This window comes from Corallococcus sp. CA053C (assembly GCF_003611675.1).
GTDB lineage: Bacteria > Myxococcota > Myxococcia > Myxococcales > Myxococcaceae > Corallococcus.
On sequence record NZ_RAWA01000026.1, the window covers coordinates 1 to 18,912 of the forward strand.

At 70.1% G+C, this 18,912-nt stretch carries 16 protein-coding genes; 7 read left to right on the top strand and 9 right to left on the bottom strand.

Going from position 1 to position 18,912, the window contains the following annotated elements; translation table 11 throughout:
* Positions 1-248: 248 nt before the first annotated feature.
* Positions 249-1,166, top strand: coding sequence for a pseudouridine-5'-phosphate glycosidase (locus D7V97_RS05705; RefSeq protein ID WP_120609572.1), 918 nt, complete (start codon positions 249-251; stop codon positions 1,164-1,166).
* Positions 1,167-1,187: 21 nt separating this feature from the next.
* On the opposite strand, the gene D7V97_RS05710 is transcribed toward D7V97_RS05705, so the two are convergent.
* The gene (locus tag D7V97_RS05710; RefSeq protein ID WP_120609573.1) at positions 1,188-1,682 is read right to left on the bottom strand and encodes a GAF domain-containing protein; all 495 of its coding nucleotides are present in this window, start codon (positions 1,680-1,682) and stop codon (positions 1,188-1,190) included.
* Positions 1,683-1,753: 71 nt separating this feature from the next.
* Between D7V97_RS05710 and D7V97_RS05715 the strand changes: the two genes are divergently transcribed.
* On the top strand, positions 1,754-2,485 hold the full coding sequence (locus D7V97_RS05715) for an NAD-dependent deacylase (RefSeq protein WP_120609574.1): 732 nt from the start codon (positions 1,754-1,756) through the stop codon (positions 2,483-2,485).
* A gap of 7 nt (positions 2,486-2,492) precedes the next feature.
* Here the strand turns inward: D7V97_RS05715 and D7V97_RS05720 are convergent, their stop codons facing one another.
* The 4 genes from D7V97_RS05720 to D7V97_RS05740 all read right to left on the bottom strand — a co-directional run bounded on the left by D7V97_RS05720 (position 2,493) and on the right by D7V97_RS05740 (position 6,751).
* A complete protein-coding gene (locus tag D7V97_RS05720; protein ID WP_120609575.1) occupies positions 2,493-3,266 on the bottom strand; it encodes a hypothetical protein in 774 nt (257 codons plus the stop codon).
* A gap of 89 nt (positions 3,267-3,355) precedes the next feature.
* Positions 3,356-4,474 (bottom strand): two-component regulator propeller domain-containing protein, encoded by a 1,119-nt coding sequence (locus D7V97_RS05725; protein ID WP_233582533.1) that lies wholly within the window; start codon positions 4,472-4,474, stop codon positions 3,356-3,358.
* A gap of 422 nt (positions 4,475-4,896) precedes the next feature.
* Positions 4,897-5,493: an NAD(P)H-binding protein gene (locus D7V97_RS05730; RefSeq protein WP_120609577.1), complete on the bottom strand. Its 597-nt coding sequence runs from the start codon at positions 5,491-5,493 to the stop codon at positions 4,897-4,899.
* A 298-nt stretch (positions 5,494-5,791) separates the two neighbouring features.
* Entirely contained in the window at positions 5,792-6,751 is a 960-nt protein-coding gene (locus tag D7V97_RS05740; RefSeq protein WP_120609578.1) for an alpha/beta fold hydrolase, read from the bottom strand.
* A 180-nt stretch (positions 6,752-6,931) separates the two neighbouring features.
* Between D7V97_RS05740 and D7V97_RS05745 the strand changes: the two genes are divergently transcribed.
* Positions 6,932-7,606, top strand: coding sequence for an NAD(P)H-binding protein (locus D7V97_RS05745; protein WP_120609579.1), 675 nt, complete (start codon positions 6,932-6,934; stop codon positions 7,604-7,606).
* Between the two features lie 37 nt (positions 7,607-7,643).
* Here D7V97_RS05745 and D7V97_RS44535 read toward each other — a convergent pair whose 3' ends face one another.
* Positions 7,644-7,811: a hypothetical protein gene (locus D7V97_RS44535; RefSeq protein ID WP_158623285.1), complete on the bottom strand. Its 168-nt coding sequence runs from the start codon at positions 7,809-7,811 to the stop codon at positions 7,644-7,646.
* 176 nt (positions 7,812-7,987) lie between these two features.
* Between D7V97_RS44535 and D7V97_RS05755 the strand changes: the two genes are divergently transcribed.
* Complete coding sequence (locus tag D7V97_RS05755) at positions 7,988-9,934, top strand: DUF4091 domain-containing protein (protein ID WP_120609581.1); 1,947 nt, start codon at positions 7,988-7,990, stop codon at positions 9,932-9,934.
* A 5-nt stretch (positions 9,935-9,939) separates the two neighbouring features.
* On the opposite strand, the gene D7V97_RS05760 is transcribed toward D7V97_RS05755, so the two are convergent.
* Entirely contained in the window at positions 9,940-10,725 is a 786-nt protein-coding gene (locus D7V97_RS05760) for a hypothetical protein (protein ID WP_120609582.1), read from the bottom strand.
* Between the two features lie 316 nt (positions 10,726-11,041).
* Between D7V97_RS05760 and D7V97_RS05765 the strand changes: the two genes are divergently transcribed.
* A complete protein-coding gene (locus D7V97_RS05765; protein ID WP_147444703.1) occupies positions 11,042-12,268 on the top strand; it encodes a hypothetical protein in 1,227 nt (408 codons plus the stop codon).
* A 22-nt stretch (positions 12,269-12,290) separates the two neighbouring features.
* Here the strand turns inward: D7V97_RS05765 and D7V97_RS05770 are convergent, their stop codons facing one another.
* Both D7V97_RS05770 and D7V97_RS05775 read right to left on the bottom strand, forming a co-directional pair.
* Positions 12,291-15,509: a lantibiotic dehydratase gene (locus tag D7V97_RS05770; protein WP_120609584.1), complete on the bottom strand. Its 3,219-nt coding sequence runs from the start codon at positions 15,507-15,509 to the stop codon at positions 12,291-12,293.
* Complete coding sequence (locus D7V97_RS05775) at positions 15,506-16,738, bottom strand: lanthionine synthetase C family protein (protein WP_158623286.1); 1,233 nt, start codon at positions 16,736-16,738, stop codon at positions 15,506-15,508. Before D7V97_RS05775 ends, D7V97_RS05770 begins: the two co-directional genes overlap by 4 nt.
* Positions 16,739-16,933: 195 nt before the next feature.
* Between D7V97_RS05775 and D7V97_RS44540 the strand changes: the two genes are divergently transcribed.
* Entirely contained in the window at positions 16,934-17,083 is a 150-nt protein-coding gene (locus tag D7V97_RS44540; RefSeq protein WP_158623287.1) for a hypothetical protein, read from the top strand.
* A 192-nt stretch (positions 17,084-17,275) separates the two neighbouring features.
* Positions 17,276-18,796, top strand: a complete 1,521-nt coding sequence (locus D7V97_RS44545) for a hypothetical protein (RefSeq protein WP_158623288.1) — start codon at positions 17,276-17,278, stop codon at positions 18,794-18,796.
* Positions 18,797-18,912: the final 116 nt, after the last annotated feature.

Genomic DNA, 18,912 nt, shown 5'->3' on the forward strand with positions numbered 1-18,912 from the left:
CCATGAAGGCCCGGGGCGGCATGCCTTCCAGCGCGTCCTTCACGAGGGTGTAGTTCGTGCCCCAGACGACCACGACGGCGATCATCGCCAGGTCGGACGCGGACAGGAGGCGGGCAGGCGCAGCGACGGCGGGCGACGAGGTGCTCACGGCCGCGGGGCATAGGGCGTCACTGTTCCGGACGCAACGGCGACGTTTCCCCACGCCCGTGCTTGTCCGGCCGGCCCGCCCGTGTCGTAAATGCCCGCCCATGGACTTCCGCTATTCGGACGAGGTGCGACGCGCGAAGGACTCCGGGCAGCCGCTGGTGGCGCTGGAGACGAGCGTCGTCGCGCAGGGCCTGCCGTACCCCGACAACCTTGCCGCCGCTCGCGCGTGCGAAGAGGCCGTGCGCCGCGCCGGCGCCGTGCCCGCGCCCATCGCCGTGGTGGACGGCGAGGTGTGGGTCGGCCTGGAGGACGCCGCGATGCGACGGCTGGCCGAGGGCAAGGAGAAGCTGCTCAAGCTGGGCTCGCGCGACCTGGCCGTGGCGGTGGCCACCCGCGCCAGCGGTGGCACCACCGTGAGCGCCACCTGCGAGCTGGCCGCGGCGGCCGGCATCCGCGTCTTCTCCACCGGCGGCATCGGCGGCGTGCACCGGGGCGCGGCCGAGCACTGGGACATCTCCCAGGACATCGCCGCGCTGTCGCGCTACCCGGTCGCCGTGGTGTGCGCGGGCGCCAAGTCCGTGTTGGACCTGCCCAAGACGATGGAGCTGCTGGAGACGGCGGGCGTGCCCGTCATCGGCGTGGGCACGAACGAGCTGCCGTCGTTCTACAGCCGCGAGTCCGGCCTCACGCTGGAGCACCGCGCGGACGACCCGGAGGCCGCCGCGCGCATCGCCCATGCCCGCTTCGAGCTGCTGGGCCAGGGCGGCGTGCTCTACACCGTGCCGCCGCCGGAGGAGGCCGCGCTGGCGCGCAACGACGTGGAGCTGCACATCGCGTCGGCGCTCGCGGACGCGGACCGTCAGGGCGTGCGTGGCAAGGCCGTGACGCCGTTCCTCCTGGGGGAGATGGCGAAGCGCACCGGTGGCAAGAGCCTCAAGACGAACCTGGCGCTGCTCGTGAACAACGCGCGCTTCGCGGGGGCGCTGGCCGTGGCCTACGCACGCCTCGCGAAGCGCTGAGCTTCCCGCGACGGGTGCTTCTCAGGACTCGCGGTGCTGGAACCAGGACACCAGGTCCTCCAGCGCCGCGCGGTCCACGTCGTCGAAGGTGTTCTTGTGCTCGGAGTCGATGTCGAGCACGGCGAGCAGCTCGCGGTTGCGGCCGAACACCGGCACGACGATCTCCGACGCGGAGCGCCCGTCGCAGGTGATGTGGCCCGGGAAGGCGTGCACGTCCGGCACCACCACCGTCTCACCCTTGGCCGCGGACGTGCCGCACACGCCCTTGCCGAAGGTGATCTCCAGGCACCCGAGCGTCCCCTGGTAGGGGCCCACGCGCAGCAGCTTCCCGGGCGTCACCACCCGGTAGAAGCCCGTCCACAGGTGGCCGAAGGCGTGGTGCAGCAGGCAGCTCATCGTCGCCATGGCGCAGATGTCGTCGTCCACGCCTTCGAGGATGGCGACGGCGTGGGTCTTCAGCTCGGCATAGGCCTCGGTCTTCGGCTGACCGCGCAGGTCCAGGGTGACTTCCGCCATGATGGGGGTCCTCGGGAGGGATTTGCCGCCCTCTTCTAACAACCCTCGTGCCCGCAGGCACAGGAGGCCGTGTGGAACCGCTCGTCCTGGATTCGCGAACCCGTCTGCTCGTGCTCACCGGTGCCGGAGTCTCCGCGGAGAGCGGGGTGCCCACCTTCCGAGGCATGAACGGCCTGTGGGAGAACCACCCCGTGGAGGCAGTGGCCTCCCCCGAGGGCTTCGACGCCGACCCCGCGCTCGTGTGGCGCTTCTATTCGCAGCGCCGGGGGGGCGCGGCCGACGTGAAGCCCAACCCGGGCCATGACGCGCTGGTGCGGTGGGAGCAGCACCTGGGCGACCGCTTCCTCCTGGCCACCCAGAACGTGGACGGCCTGCACGAGCGCGCGGGCAGCCAGCGCGTGGTGGCCATGCACGGCCACCTCTTCCGGACGAAGTGCGCGGACTGCCGGCGCAAGCCCTTCGACGACGCCAGCGTGCACCCGTCGGGCACGGTGCCCCGGTGCGACGAGTGCAACGGCCGGCTGCGGCCCGACATCGTCTGGTTCGGCGAGTCGCTCGCCTCCGACGACCTGGAGCGCATCGGCGACTTCATTTCGCGCAAGGACGGTACCCGGCTTGTCTTCCTGGCCGCGGGCACGTCCGGCGCGGTGTGGCCGGCGGCGGGCCTGGTGGATCAGGTGCGCGCCGTGCGCGGCGACACGTGGCTCGTCAACTTCGAGTCCGCCGCCAACACGGAGCGCTTCCACCACTTCGTCCAGGGGCGCAGCGGCGAGGTGCTGCCCTCGCTCGCGACGCTCGGCTGAGCCTGCCTCACCGCGGACGGCCCGGCTGCCCGATGAGGTAGGTGATGATCATCCCCTGCGCGCGATGCACTCCGCTGATCCAGCTGTACCCGTTGGCGTCGAGCCCCGTGGTCAGCCTCTCCAGGTCCGCCGGAGCGTAGGTCCGCAGCGAGGACACCAGGCCATCCCAGAGGATGAGCAGGGGAAGGATGGGCACCAGGTAGGTCAAGACCAGGCGCCACCAGCGCACCGGGCGGATGAGGGGCGTGAAGCCCCACACGAGGGGCACGACGAGCAGGAGCTGGATGAGGAGGTACGGCAGCGAGCGCTGGGTGAGCTCGAAGGCGGCGAAGGGGACCGCGCGCTGGGAGGCGTCCGCGAGGAGGGCACGGGCCTGCTCCGGCGGGAAGTGGTGCAGCGCCTCGAAGAGGGTCCGCACCCCCGTCAGCTCCTCGGGGAGGCGCGTGGCGTCGACCGGGGTGTCGCGGTACTGCGCGCCGGCAGGCAGCTCCAGCCCCGGGGTGGGATGGAGGTCGGTGAGCACCACTTCCGCGCCGCTGTGCACCGCCCGCAGCGCCGGGAGCAGGGTGCGCCACGGGCCCCCCGAACCGGAGCAGAGGTCGACGACCCGGTCCGTGCCCGCCGTGCGGAGCAGCTCCGCCAGCAGCCGCGCCACGCTGTCGTAGGGCCGCACCCGGTCGAGCACGACGCGCAGGTAGTCGACCTCGCCACGGCGCAACGGCTCGGGCAGCCACGACTGGTCGAGGAATTCGAAGAGCTGGAGGCGGGGGAGCAGGGGCATCGCGAAGACAGTAAAGCCCCGCGCGGCCCCGCGAAACAAAGCACGGGCGCCCCTGGCTCTTTCATCCAGGGGCGCCGCGGAGGGTGGGCCTACGGTCCCCGGAGGGTGGTCAGCCCCTGGTCGGTGAGGACGAACAGCATGCGGGGCGTCACGGTGGGCTCGTAGACGAGCTGCAGGACGCGCTGCCCGGCCACCTGCCGCACGGGGGCCAGCGTCGTGCCGTCCGGCTCCAGCCGCCAGAGGCCCGCGCCATTCGTGCCGATGTAGAGCGCGCCATCGTCCGTCGCCTTGAGCGAGAGGATGCGATTGGTTGGCAGCCCCGCGAGCTTCTGCCAGTTCCCCGCCGAGCGTGACTTGGGCGTCATCGCCCAGACGCCGTACTCCGCGCTTCCCAGGTAGTAGCGACCCGAGGTGACCTGCTCGAAGGCGCGCCAGTAGTCATCCGTGGCCTGCCCGTTGATCAGCTCGTTGAAGCTCTTGAACTTCCAGGGCGTGGGCCCTTCCCAGGTGAACTCGCGGTCCCAGTCCTCCAGCTTGTTGCTGGGCGCGAGCACCCCGAGCATCTGCTCATTCGCGACGAGGACGTCTCCGTTCGGCGCGATGCCAAGCCCATACATATACGGGCATTGCAGCGATCCCCACTCCGAGCCGTCCTCATAGAGATACCAGCCCGGGTGACGGTGGCTGTTGTAGGTGAGCCCCTGGATGCGCGTCACGCCGTGGTTGGTCGTGATGTAGAGGTCGCCGCGATCCCGGCCGCGCGTCACGCGGGCACAGTTCAGGACGGAGCGGTCCTCCTCGTAGTGGAAGTCATTGGTGTTGTGGATGCCAATCTGCCTGCCGTCGTTCGACGCCTTGACGGTGCGCCAGATGTGCTCTTCCAGCGCGACCTTTCCGTCGGGCTGGAGGCGGACCGCATCGAGGTCCCCCTTCTGGTACTCGGCGTAGCGCTCGGGCGTGTAGCCCGCTTCGCCGGGGCCGGGGATGTACGAGCGTTGCTCGATCCCCGGTGCTCGCTTCATCTCGTTGGCGCGGTAGCCCACGTACGCGCGTCCGGCCTCACCGCCGCAGATGACCGTCGAGTCGGTCGCGAGCGAGTCCGGGCCGAACGGCTGACGCGCCTGCCCGACGCCGGAGGTCCACGTGGGCGCCTTGTCGCCGGGGCGCAGCACGCCGATGCGGTAGCCATCCAGGAGCCAGACGTTCAACCCTTCATCGATGCCAACGCTCTGCGGTCTGCCAACGCCAAACGCGCGCGTGTAGTCGAGCATCGCATCCACCGGCCACGGCCCCGCATTGGAAGGCTGGCCGGCGTCGGGCGTCGTCCCCGCGTCGGGCGTTCCGCCTGCGTCGGGCGTCGTCCCACCGTCTTTGTCAGGTGGGACGACGCCGGCATCGGGAGAGGAATCCGGAGGGGGGAGGGTGGGAACTTCATTTCCCTCGCCCCCCGCCGGCATCGGCTCCTCGCCCGGGTCGACTGTCGTGGGCTCGTCGTTGCAACCCCCTGACAGCAAAGCAATGACCGTGAGTCCCGCCCCCACCACACCTGCGCGTATGCCCATCCATGCCCCCATTCACGGAGGCTCCTTCGCAAGTCCCGGGCCGACGGCTCGGCGGTCCACGCTGCCGGTCAGGATCGACGCACGGGTTGGTTGACGCCCAGGCTGCGACGGGCTTCCCACTTCGGAGACACCGCGAGTTTGACAACCAGGTCCGCCACGCTCTTGCGCGACACCACCGAGCCCCTGAAGGGCTCGCCCTTGGGCGTGGTCTCGTAGTCAATCTCGTCCTTGTCGTTGAGCCAGGCGGGCCTCAAGATCACGTAATCGAGATCCGAGGCTTCGATGAGCTCCGCCGACTTCCGATAGGGATCCAGGATGCTGCCGTACTTCTCTCCCGGGACCTCGTCATGGATGCCCATGGAGCTGATCCAGATCAGACGCTTCAAGCCTGTCGCGTCCATGGCCTTCACGATGTTCCGGGCCTGCTTCTCCAGACTGCCAGCCAGGTTGGCGTAGACGACCTCCTGTCCCACCATGGCCTCCGTCAGTCTTTCGGCGTCCAGGACATCGCCCTCGACCACCCGGGCGCGAGCCGGGTCCACCTTCCCCAGCCTGCGAGCGTTGCGCAGGTAGAGCGTCAGCCGGGCATCGGTTCTCTGCAGGAACAGGTCAATCGCAACACGGGCAATCTGCCCGCCTGCTCCAAGAATCAAGACGTTGCTCATGTTCAGGACTCCTCTTCGCTAGGGGGCTTGGGGAAGGCCGAGCAGGCGCCGCAGCTCCGGCGCCGTCGTGTTTGCCCGGAAGCCCGGGCCCTCCCGCTGGAAGGTGCGGGCCGCTGCCAGGTCTCCCACCAGCACCGGATCGCAGCCGGCATCGCGCACCAATCGCACCGCGACCTGGCGGCCCAGCCCGCTGCTCGCCCCGTTCGCCTAGAAATAGGGCCCTGCTCCGCGCATGACTATGCGGAGCAAGGCCCATGGGCTTTTAAGCGGTGCTTTACAATCGACAGGGCGCGGAAGCTCACCCGTTCCCGGTGGACCGCTCCGAGGGACGGGCCAGCACGGGCATCGCGTCGGGACGGTCCCACAGGACGAAGTGGCTGCACCCGTCCAGCTCCACGACATCAAGCGTGGGCCGGGCGCGCCAGGCGCTCTCCCGCATGGACGAAGAGTCCAGGACCCGATCCTTTCCCGGGACGAGCACCGTGCCGCGCCGCACGTTGCGGAACAGGGACGCGTCGTGCTTCTGGCTCCAGGCGGTGATGTCCAGCAGGTTGGCCAGCATCGTCGACACCCGCCTGGGATTGGACGGGAAGGCCATGATGAGCTCGCGCTTGCGCGCATCCTCCAGCGGTCCCCAGGCGCCCCGGTTGTGCCGGGCGATGGGCGCGAGGCGCCACAAGGGAATGAAGAACGGCAGCCACCACAGCTGCGCACGCGTCAGGCTCTTGTAGGCGCGGGCCTGCGGAAGCACGGGCGCCTCCAGCACGACCTCCACGTTCTCGAACAGGTCCGGCCGCTGCCTCGCGGCCTCCAGGACCACGGCGCCTCCGCGCGAGTGTCCATGGACTCGCACGAGGTCCGTCTTCGGCAGGTGCTCCAGCGCCTGCACCAGCACGGCGGCATCATGGGAGATGGTGCCCTCCGGCTCGGCCGGCACCCGGGCCCAGGGCGCCGGCTGCTCCCGCGGGCCGGTGATGGGCAGGTGGTAGTCGCAGCTCGTCAGCAGGATGAGCTGGAGGTCGGGGGCACGGTAGTGATGCGTGAAGTAGCGCATGTCGGCCACGAAGCCGTGCATGCCAATGACCGTGGCGCGAGGCTGCTCGCAGCGCCGCTCGGCGATGACCGTCTTGCCGATCCGGTAGATGTGGCCGTCGAAGGGCTCGCTCGGGCAGGGCGTGCCCACGCGGCTCATCAACCACGCACGCAGGGCGAGCACGACGACGGCGACACCCGCAAGGACTCCAAGAGCCACGGACATACGGCGCATCATATGCCCGCGTCCCGCCTCCTGCTGACAGAACAGGAGGCGGGGCTGCGGCCAGGGCGCGGGTCCCGCGTGCGGTCAGCTGACGAACGCCTGCCCCGCACGACGGCGCCCGGGCCATGGTACAGCGAGGTGGACTGCGTCACCCTCCGCTTCCACGGAAGGACACACCGCATGAAAGTCATTCTCTTTGGCGCGACCGGGATGGTGGGGCAGGGCGTCCTGCGCGAGTGTCTGCTGGACCCGGAGGTGGAGCGCGTCCTCGCTGTCGGCCGCAAGGCGACGGGGCAGCAACACGCGAAGCTCCGCGAGCTGGTGCACAAGGACTTCACGGACTTCTCCTCCGTGGAGGAGGAGCTCACCGGCTACGACGCGTGCTTCTTCTGTCTGGGCGTCTCCTCGGCGGGCATGAAGGAGGAGGACTATCACCGCGTGACGTATGACTTCACGCTCGCGGCGGCGAAGACGCTGGTGAAGCGCAACCCGGGCATGACGTTCATCTACGTGTCGGGAACGGGCACCGACAGCACGGAGCAGGGCCGCAGCATGTGGGCGCGCGTGAAGGGGAAGACGGAGAACGCGCTGATGAAGCTGCCCTTCAAGGCCAGCTTCATGTTCCGCCCGGGCATCATCCAGCCCATGGATGGAATCAAGTCCCAGACGAAGGCGTACCGGGTGGGCTATGCGGTGATGGCGCCGCTCACCCCCGTGCTGAAAGCGCTCTTTCCGAAGCTGCTGACGAACACGCGGCAGGTCGGACGCGCGATGCTCCAGGCCGCGCGCCACGGTGCCCCGAAGCGCCTGCTCGAAAACCCGGACATCAACAGCCTCGCCGGTGGGACTTCCTGACCCCGGGCCCCTCGCAATCGAATGGGCTGAGCGGATCCTAGGAGTTCGGCTCCTGTGGCGCTTCGGTGCCTTGCTGTTGCTGTCCCTCGCGCTTCGGGGACGTGGCGTCCTCCTCTCCGCTCAGGTCGCTCTTGCGGAGCGTGCCGTCCAGAACGTCCCCGTGGCGCTTGCGAGGCGGGGGAGAGGGCTTGGGCTTGGTGTCCATGGCGGCCTCCTGAGGTGCGGTGGTGGTGCTGCTTTCCGCCAAGGTGGGGCTGGCTCCCGTCCCGCGCTTGGCCATGAAGGCTTGTCGCCATTCCAGCGCCTGCCCGCCTGTCTGCCCGACTGTCAGGAGCCCTCTCGGGGGGAAGCCGCTGAGGGCCTGCGTGCGTTGCTTCCCTCATGCCTTCGACTCGACCGTTGCGCCTCGCCCTGCTGTCCCTGTCCGTGGCCCTTCCGGCCTTCGCGGCAGCTCCCACCGTCTGGGGCGAAGGCGTGATGGTGAAGGTGCGGCCGGAGACCTCGGCCCGGAGCGCCACCGAGGTGCGCCTCACCGCGGCGCGCAATGAGTTCGTCTCCTTCCAGGTGGCGCTGCACGGAGGGGACGCGGGCCTCCAGGGCGTGCGCGCCCGACTGCCCGCATTGGAAGGCCCCGCGACGCTGACGGGGACGGACGTGACGCTGTACCGCGAGGCGCTCGTCACCACGACGAAGGCCTCGGTGGCGGGAGAGCCGGTGGGCCGTTGGCCGGACGGCCTGGTGCCGGACACGGACGAGGTCGCCGGGGAGCAGCGAAGTGCCTTCCCCTTCGACGTGCCCGCGGGCGAGGCGCGCGCTCTCTGGGTGGACGTGCATGTGCCCAAGGACGCGCCGCCGGGCGACTACAAGGGCACGGTGACGGTGGAGGCGGCCGGTGGCTTCCAGCGGCAGGTGACCGCGAGGCTGACGGTGGTGGACGCGGCGCTGCCGAGCACCTCCTCGCTGCCGACGGCGTTCCTGCTGTGGCCGCCGCACGTGTGCCGCGCGCACACGGGCAAGGAGGATTGCTCGCCGCAGGAGCTGCAGCCGCTGCTCGCGCGCTACCAGCAGATGGCGCTGGAGCACCGCTTCACGCTCTCCAGCCTCTTCCCGCGCAAGCCATGGCCGCCCGCGTGGAGCGACTTCGACGCGACGTGGGGCCCGTACCTGGACGGCACCGCGCCCACGCGGCTGCCCGGCGCGCGGATGACGAGCCTGGAGTACGTGGGCCCGCTCGACGCGGCGAACCTGACGGACTTCACCGCGCACATGAAGGCGAAGGGCTGGCTGGACCGGGCCTACGTGCAGCTGGGGGACGAGCCGCCCTACGGGACGAGCTTCGCGCAGGTGCACGCGAATGGGGACCTGGTGCGCCAGGCCGCGCCCGGGCTGCGCACGCTCCTGACGACGAACTCGCATGAGATGGGCAACAACGGCCTCGAAGGCCTGCTGGACACGGTGGTGCCGCTGGTGAACCACCTGGACGGCACGGACGCGACCTTCCAGGGCGACCAGCGGGATACGTACACGGGCTTCCTGAAGCGTCCCGGTACCGCGTTGTGGATGTATCAGAGCTGCATGAGCCACGGCTGTGCGTATGGGACCAACGCGACGGAGAACAAGCCGGGGGCGGGCTGGCCGTCGTACATGCTGGACCGCTCGGCGGCGAAGGCGCGCGCGATGGAGTGGGTGACGTTCCTGGAGGGCGCGACGGGGGAGCTGTACTACCAGTCGGTGGGCATGCTCTCCACGGCGTGGACGGACCAGTACCGCTTCAATGGCAATGGGGACGGGACGCTCTTCTACCCGGGCACTCCGGCTGCGATTGGCGGGACGACCGACGTGCCGGTGGCGTCCCTGCGACTGAAGCTCATCCGTCAGGGCCTGCAGGACTACGAGTGGCTCAAGGCGGTGAGTGACGCGGGCGACCCCGGCTTCGCGCGCAAGGTGGCGCGGGAGCTGATTCCGACCGCGTCACGCGTGCCGGACGATGGCGCCGCGTTCGATGCGGCGCGGCTGCGGCTCATCCACCGCTACCAGGAACTGACCGCCGGTGAGGCGCCGGCCCCCGATGCGGGCACACCGCAGGACGCGGGGCGCCCGATGGAGCTCCCGGACGCAGGCACACCGCCGGACGAGGGCACGGGGGGACCGCCCCAGCAGGCGCCCGCGCTCAATCCAGGCGTGGATCCAGAGACGGTGGGCAGGAGCGGTCCGACAGGCGGCTGCACCACGGGCGGAGGTGGCTCCGCGGCGGTGGCGGGGAGCCTGCTCTTCGCGGCCTGGATGCTCAGAAGCGCGCGGCGCAAGCAGTACGCCCGCGCCGGGTGAGCCCGCTATTCGTCGTCAGGGACCTGGCGCGACTCGGGACCGTGTGGTTGCGCCACGACGGTGATGGCGTTCTTGCCGTAGCCTTCACTGGTGCCGTACCGCCCCTGGAAGGACTCCGTCTGATGTCCCACGCGGTAGAGGTCCACGGTGGGGTAGGTGTTGCGCTTCGTCCCATCGGTCGAGCCCGCTGACTGCTCCACCGTGACGGTCTGCTGACCGTCACGGGCCACCACCGGGGCGGAGTGATAGGGAGACTTTCCCTTGGGGGTCGGACCCTGCCGGACGATGTCGTAGGCCTCGCCCACGGTGGGTGAGGCCTGGACTCCCACCCTGTTCGGATCCAACCGCCTGGCCTCCTTGGAGTGGGCGATGTTCTTCTCGTCGCTCTCGCCCAGGACCTTCTGGGTCACCTTCTCCTTGCTGGCGAGGGTGTACGTGCTCGTGGTCGGAACCGGCAGTTGGCGGCCATGCATGAACTCCTCCCCATTGTGCATGCAGTCCGGGATTCCCTTCTTGAACTGATGGCGCTCGAAGGTGTCGTCGTTCCTGCTGTACCGGGTCGGGCTCAGGTCGGAATGCTGGGTGATGTACTTCTGCTTGTCCGCGCTGGCCGGGACGCTCGTATTGACAAACAGGGAAGCGCGTTGTTTGGCACCTGGCTTCGATTGTTCGCCGTGGACCCCGTACTGCTTGTTGTCGGTGAGCTTGACCGAGTCCGGAAGTGTCTTGGCCGGGGGCAGCGGGGCCGCACGGGGCGGAGGAGGAGACGATGAACGGCGGCGGATCGGCATGGGGACACCTCGCTCCGCTTGGAATCAGCGGAATGGATGCCACTCCATGGCGCAGGACCTCAGGGCTTTCAAACCCAATTCAAGGTTCCGACATCCGCTGTTCAAGAATGAAGAGTGGATCATCCCGGCGGACAGGGATTGTCCCGCGCCATGGGGGATGGAGGGCGCCGTCAGGCCTTCCATTGGAAGCGGAGCAGGACCGGAGACCGTGGGCGGGCCAGTGGCCGCAGGCTTGCTCGTCGCCTTGACAGCCCCGGTGATACACGTTCGTATCGTCACGGGGGGGGACCTTGAATCCCCGCAAGGCGAGGTGTGGATGGCGACCATTCAAGCGTTCAGAAATGTTCTCAGGGACTTGCGGACGGCCACCCAGAATCTTCCACAGGAGACGGGCAAGACCCTGCTTATCTTTGGCGGAAGCAAGATCTACAACCGCGGTACCGCCCAGGTGCTTGGCAATCAACTCATTGCCCTGTGTCAGCAGTGCATCACGGCCCTTCAGGACGTCAACGTCACCCTGTTCAAGTTCCGCACGAAGGCCGAGGAGATCGAGGCCCTGCTGAACATCCCGGTGATCACCGCCAACAAGCTGCAGGTCCAGGACCTGAAGGATGCAGCCCTCCAACTCCAGGAGTATTGCCGGCAGACCCCCTCCATCGACAGGCTCGACATCACCTCCACCAAGGAACACTGGGATGGCCAGAAGGCCATCGACCTGGTCCTGGCGGAGCTCGCGAAGAACCCCGATGGCCTCCCTGAGGAGGAAGCGGCGGGACGGGCCCAGTTGATCATCAACAACGCCGGCAATTGGGCCGACCCCACGGATACAGGCTGGAATCCCAGCAAGCGCGCGAACATCGAGAATCCGCTGGACCGCGTGAAGGAGGCGAGCCGGGACTTTGTCTGGCTTGGCAAGGCCGGTGTCTCAGAAGATCCCGGCGCCCTGGGCGTGTGCCATGGCACGGCGGCGGGCATGCTCAACATCCTGGGACGCAAGCACCGCACCTACCAGGCGGGGGGCAAGGGCGCCGTGCTGCGCAAGGAGGCCCGCGATCTCGCGCTGAGGCTGTTGAATGACAACAGCAAGCTCTACCTTCTCTGGTTCCGATGCACGGCCCAGCGGGACGGACACTCCTTCATGCTGTGCATGAACCACTCCGGCTCCGTGACACGCGCTGAGTCGTGGGCGAGTCCTTCGGGGAATGGCTTGTTCGTGCCGCTTCAACAGGACAAGCAGGACCGGACGACAGACGAGCTGTCCAGCGTGGCCGCGGTCCAGGCGGTCCGGAAGATCTTCTCCTCCCAGCCCGATGTGCGCACGTCAGGGTATGAGACGCTCGCTCAAGCCTACTCGGACAGCGTGCTGTACGAGCTGCGCGACCATGATGAGCATGCCGCGAACCACGTCTGTGATGACTCCTGCCGTGCGGTCGACGCTGAAATCTCCATCGTCGTCACGGCCCGGCAGCTCACCAGCCCCAAGACCGTGAACAACCGGCTCGAAGTGCTCGCCAGCGTGTACGACGCCATCCAGCCCCCGTGACTCTGCGGGCGCTCGCGGGGGCTCAGGACCGCTTCTTCTCACGCGCCTGCCGGGACGTGTAGAGGCGGTGCAGGAAGTCGTAGAGGACCAGCTCCTGGGCGCGGGCGGCGGTGCGCAGCATCCGGTTGGTGTGCATGTGGACGAGGCTCGCGGCCACGCGCTCCAGGGGCTGGGTGAGCTGTCCCTGGTCCGCGGACGCGCGCAGCCGTGCCAGCACCGGCCCCTGCCGTTCGGAGCGGCGCCGCAGCACCGCGAGTCCCGGCGCCAATGGCCCCTCCGCGGGCCCTGGCTGCCAGAGCAGGGCCTCCAGTTCCTGCCGGTGCGTCCGGAACCGCTCGCCCAACCGCCGCTCGAAGGCGCCGTCCACGCTGAACTCCTGGCCGTAGCCCTGGCGCAGGCCGGCGAGCAGCCGGCAACGGCCCTCCAGGTCGAAGCCCAGGTCCGTGAGCAGCGAGTCAATGCCCCACAGCACGAGCCGCCAGCGCGCGTCCGCACCGTCGTCACCCGCGACGGTATCGAGCAGCTCCAGCGCCGCTTCGCTGTCCGCGTGGAACCACTGCTCCGCCAGGGGCAGGCCCGCGTCGCCGCCATAGCGCTCCAGCTCGCGCTCGTACGTGTCCACCTGCACACGGTGGACGAGGCCGTCCTGGCGCAGCGGGGCGAGCAGCGCGTGGAGCCGCTCCAGGACCTCCGTGTGCAGCCGGCGTGGGTCGCCCTGGAAGCGCACGCGCAGGTGCCAGTCCGGGTCGCCGTAGCGCAGGAAGAACCACTGCTTCGCCGCGCCGGAGGCCAGCGCTTCCCGCGCCAGGGGTGCCACGGCCTCCGCCAGCACGCGGTCCGCGAGCGCCGTGCCAGTGTAGAGCTTGACGTAGAGCCACTCGGAGCCCGGGGGGAAGGAGCGCTGCAGCCTCGGCGGCTTCGGCAGCGGTACGGTGGGCGCGGGCACCGCCGGGGCGCCGCGCACGAAGGGCACCACCACCTCGTGGACGAAGCGGCCCTCGGGGCCCTGGACGCAGAGGCCCTCGTCCGCGAGCAGCTCCACCAGCACCACGTCCGTCCGCTGCCGCACCAGGTGGACGAAGGTGTCCAGGCTGAGCACGTTGTCCAGGTCCACCGGCAGCACGTTGTCCTGATCCACCAGGCCCACGAGGCGCGGAAGCCCCAGCCGCTCGCGCAGCCGCCCGACTTCCCGGAAGCGCTCGGCGCCTTCACGTTCCCCCAGCGCGCGGAGCGTGGACGCCTGGAGCCGCCAGCGGGCGCGGTAGAGGATGAGCCTGCCCGCCGTCACCCGTGGAAGGAACGCGCTGCTCGCGAGCGGCCCCCAGTGCCAGCGCAGGCCGGGGGTCACTCCCTGTTGCTGGAGCGTGCCCAGGAAGGTGTAGGGGCGCAGGTGCGCCCGGCCGAAGTTGTGGACGTGGGTGACGCGGGGAAGGACCTCGCGCCCCAGGCTCGCGGAGCGCAGGACGATGCGGGAGCCCTGGACGGAGAGGTACAGGTCGGTGAGCGGAAGCTGCCGCTCGGGGGGCGCGCCCGACCGGCCCAGGTACACGAGCTCGTGGTCGCGCAGCACGGGGCGGCAGAGGATGTTGCCCACGCGCCCCTCCGGCAGGTGCACGACCTCCGCGAAGAGGGCCTCCGGACGCAGGGCCTCCTCCGCGCGCAGGTGCGCCGTCACGTGGCGCAGCAGCTCCGGGTCGCCGTGGCAGAAGCGGCCCAGGAGCGCCGCGCCCGACGGGCCGATCATCGACTCGAAGACGAACTGGAACCGCCCCGCGTCCACGTCCTCCTGCGAGGCCGCGAGCACGGTCCCCATGACGGAGAAGGCCTCCGGCAGCGGCCCGGAACGCGGGTTCGCGAGCGCCTCCACGTCGTCCGCGTCCAACTCCAGCGGGCCGCCCGAGCGCAGGACCTCCGACAGCCGGTAGTGCAGGTGGGCCTGCGCCTTGCCCCAGGGGATCTGCTCGTCGGCGCGCGACGCGGGGAAGGGGAGGTCGCGCAGGAGGGGAGAGGCCTCCGCGGACTCGGGGCTCGCCAGCTCGAAGCCGATGCCCACGTCCTCGTCCAGGGCCTCCAGCAGGGGCACCTCGCGCGCCTCGTAGCGCTGGACGAAGGCCTCGCGGAAGCGTCTCAGGGTGGCGGACTCCGAGGCCGGGCTGAGGCGGTGCAGCAGGGCCACGCCCTGGCTCATCGCGTCCACCACGGCGGGCCCCAGCGTCAGCGCTTCGGCGGGCTTGCGCAGGTCCACCTGGAAGAGGCGGCTCGGGTTCACGGGGGCGGGAAGCGCTTCCAGGCCGCGCGCGAGCGCACGGTAGCGGGAGGGCTCCGCGCCCGGAGGCGAGCCATCCAGCTCTGTCAGCACGCCCTGCACGTGCCCGAGGACGCGGTGGGGCCCGGCCATCGCCGGCACGGCTTCCAGGCGCGCGAGCAGCTCGCGCACCGGCTCCGGCCCCGTGACGAGCGGCGCCAGCTCCGGCACGAGGAGCTGGTGCGCCACGAGCATGTCCACGTACTCCGTGGCCTCCTCGCGGGACACGTCGGGATCCGCGTCCAGCAGGGACTGCACGAGCGCGGCGAGCGACGCCCCCGCGCGGGCCTGCTCCAGCGTGGCCTCCAGGTACGGCGTGGGCTCCACGCCGACGAGCTGGTAGCTGCGCGAGCCACCGTCGCGTCGGGACTCGGCGTAGCGCAGCCGGCCCGCGGCCCGGTACAGGCTGGAGTTGGGCCGGTAGCTCAAGGCCTCGCGCAGCGCGGGAAGCCCCGCGAGCCCGTCCGTCAGCGCGTCGACGTAGTCCATGTCCAACCGCGTATGGCGGCGGTACGTCTCCCGGGCCGGCAGGCGCAGCCGGGTCGCCGCGTTGAAGGTGCCCACGCTGTTTCCGGCGAAGAGGCCGAAGGGCGTGGCCCGCGCCGTCATGCGCTGCCAGTAGCGCACCAGGGTGCGCTCCAGCTTCTCTGCGTGAGGACTCCCGGGCGCGGCGGTCCACGCGGGCAGGTTCTCCTCCAGCGAGGGCGACGCGAGGAACAGCGCCTCCCGCACCTCCGGCCGGGCAATCACAGACGCGAGCCGTTCGCGCAGCAGCTCGCGGTCCCGGGCGAGCGCCGCTTCCAGCCCGGCGGTGGACGCCCCCCGCGCGCTGGGAGCGAGCAGGCCCTGGCCCCATGCCCGCAGCTCGTCGAAGGGCAGCAGCGGGGTGCGCAGGACGAAGAATCCGGAGGGCGCGAAGCCCGGTGGCGTCGTCATGGAGCGTCCAGGGAGGTGGGGCGAAGGGACATGAGCAGCAGGCGGTCCCATTCCGGCTCCACCGGAGAGATCGCCGCGAGGAGCGCGAGGGCGATGCCGGCGGCACCCGCGAGCAGGCCCGCGTGGTCCGTCCAACCCTCGGTGCCGTCGTCGAAGCGCTCCAGGATCCGGAAGCCGGCCACGCCCTGGCCGGGCTGGCGGTGAACGGAGAGCAGCTGGCGGAACCAGAAGCGGGCCGCGGTCTCGAAGGCGGGCTCGCCCGTCGTCTGGAACAGGCGGTTGTACAGGTGCGCGAGCCCGGCGGATCCATGGCAGAGCCCACCATCCAGCACGGACGCGACGTCCTGCCAGCGCGAGGCGGCTTCCCGGCAGAGCGCGAGGGCCTGGGTCTCCCACGCGGGGTTTCCCACCGCGCGCGCCAGCGTGTGCAGCCCGAGCGCCACGCCGGGATCGCCGTAGCACCATGCCGGACGGCGCGGCCAGGTGAGCGGTTCATGTCGCGCATCCACGCGCGAGGGGAAGCGCGCGGGGGCGGAGTCTTCTCCGCGCCGGGCCATGAACCACATCCATCCGCCTTCGAGCAGCTCGCGCGCGGCAGGCCTCGCGACGCCCGCTGCCACCGCGCCTCCCAGCACGACGAGCACGCCCGCCATGCCGTGCGCGACGCCCAGGTTGTAGCTCCCCTCGGGATGTTCTCCCCGGAGCCGGGCTTCGACGTGGAGGGCCTGCGTCTTCCAGCGCAGCCCCTCCGGCGTCCGCTCCGCCAGCTCCCCCAGCCGCGCGACCACCGCTTCCAGGCAGTGCCGTGCGCCGTCGCGGGGAAGGCGCTCCAGCGCGTACGCCCCCATGCCCACCAGCCCGCTCACCAGGTCGTAGCGGTGCGGCCAGGGCCGCGTCTGGAGGAAGTCCTCGAGCGCGGCGTCGAGCTCCGTGAGCGGATCCGCGTCGGGTGACTCGGAGGGAGGCTGCACGCGCTGCACGGCCCAGGCGATTCCCGGGAAGCCGTCATACAGGTCCGCGCCCAGCGTCTCCGTGGCGAGCGCCTCCGTGGCGCGCTCCAGCAGGGCGTCGGCCCTGGCGCGGTGCTGCGCGTCCGCTTGGAGGGGGACGCGTGCGAGCGCGTCGAACAACACCGCGCAGCCCGCGTCCCCGCGTGCCAGGGAGGCGAGGGGCAGGGAATGGGAGGGAATATTCGACAGCGCCTCCACCAGCGCCGCGAGCGCTTCCACGGCTGCCTCGTGCTCGACTCCGTGCAGCAAGGGTTTCCAGGGAGCAGCGCGTCGCATGTCGTCTTTCCAGGCCGAGGAGAGAGGAAATCCACAGCCCCACGGTTCTCGCTTGGATTGCTTGTCTGTCTGAAATGCAGGTGGTTGACTTGGCCTTGCAGTAAACGCCGTCAAGGACCGCAACGAAAGGGGCACGTCATGGACAAGCAGGACACCCAGAAGCCCAAGAAGTTGAGCCTGAAGCGCGAGACCGTCCGCCTGTTGTCCGGCGCGGGCACGGAGCAGACGGACCGCAAGGAACGGACCTCTCCCATCTGCACGGAGTACGGGACGAAGTGTGACATCTGACGGACCCCACGGGCCTTCGGGCCCGTGAGTCCTGCCGGGAGGGAGTGCTGCTCTCCCTCCCGGTCCCTGGCCCTTCAGATATCTTTCCAGGGAAACGACCCGGCCGTTCTCCTGTGACCGTATCCCTTGGCAGCGGGTCCCTGATAGGCGCGCGACGCAAGACGCCGTGCAGGGCCTTCCGGAGGCCAGATCATGAAGGATGGATCCGTCATTCAGGGACAGTCGGGTCGCCGTGCGCTGCTGCTGGTGTCGCTGGCGCTGGCACTCATGGTGGGGGCCGCCTGCCCACATACGGACCCTTCACCCCCTGACGACACCGAGGACGCTGGCCACGAGACGGACGCTGGCCACGAGACGGACGCGGGCGTCGAACCGCCCGATGCGGGAACCGTCGACGCCTCGGTGCCGGACGCGAGCGTCGCCTGCGCGCTGCCCGAGCCCGAGGATGCGGGGGCACCGTGGGCCCGCCGCTGCGAGTCCACGTTGCCGGTGGACACGTGCGCCTCGCTGGTGCTGCCTGCGGCCGGCCCGGTGCCTCCCGCCGACCGCTGGTGTGAGGACTCCGCGCGCATGCTGTGCGCGGCCGGGGTGGACGCCGGCACGGTGGAGCCCACGGCGGAGTCGGGCTGCTTCGAGCGGGAGCGGCGGAGCTGCGAGTCCCGCTTCCCACTCGCGGTCCGGGATGCGGGTTTCTTCACGTACTGGCCCGAAGCCGCGTCCGCGTGCCTGACGGGGGAAGTGAACCCGGCCTCCACGGCCTGCGGCTGCGCCTTCGTGCGCTCCTCGGTGGGCGGTGCCTGCGGCGTGGACGCCGACTGCCGCACGGGCTACTGCCTCAAGGATGAAAGCGATGCGGGCGTCTGCGTCGCCTGTCCGGAACGGCGCCCCGTGGGCAGCCCCTGCGGACAGCTGGGGGACGCACCGTGCGACGACCACGGCTACTGCTCGCAGGGATGCTGCGTGCCACGGCCCAACGTGGGGGAGGCTTGCAGGATTGGGTTTATCAAGCCCGTGCCCTGCGACACAGCCACGTCATCCAACTGCCGGCCCTTGTCCATCGAGGACACGTCAGGCATCGGCACCTGCCGTGCTTACAAGGAGATGGGTGAGCGGTGCGGACAGGCCCCCGGTTTGGGGTGCGAGGGCATTCCGATGTCGACCTGCGACCTGGGGACGTGTGTGTCTGGCCAGGTCTGCACCGTCATCAGCCCGGATGCCTCGGTTCCCCGGCAATGCCAGCCAGAGGGCGTGCGGTGCGATTTCCGGGGCAGGGGCTGTGGCCCCGGCCAGATCTGCTCCGCGCTCAACGAATGCATCGCGCCCGCTTCCCGCGGCGAAGGGGAGGCCTGCGGTGCCCCCCGTGAGTGCATGGAAGGCCTGCTGTGCGACAAGGGCGATGCCGGCCCTGGCGCCTCGGGCGTATGCATCACGGCGGGCCCGGGCGAGTGCCGCTATGACGTGGAATGCCCCTGGGCCGAGCGGTGCGTCGACGGGCAGTGTTCGGAGGGCAAGGCCCTGGGGGCCGCCTGTGACGATGCCAGGGCCTGCGCGAAATACCTCATCTGCGCGCGCGGGGAGGACGGAGGCACCTGTGCCCCGGAGCCGCGCCTCGGCGAGCGCTGCCGCTTCAGCAGTCCGGATGGAGGCCTCCCCAGGTGGACGTACTCCTGCCTCACGGGGCTTTGCAATAACCAGACGGGGCTCTGCGAGTAGCCGCGCCCGGCCCGGCCCGTCCGTCCTCGCCTACACCGCCGCTCCGTCAAAAGAAGCGGTGGAAGTGTCCGCTGCCGCATGGCCGGGGTCTTCACTCCGTGGCGCTCCCGTCCACG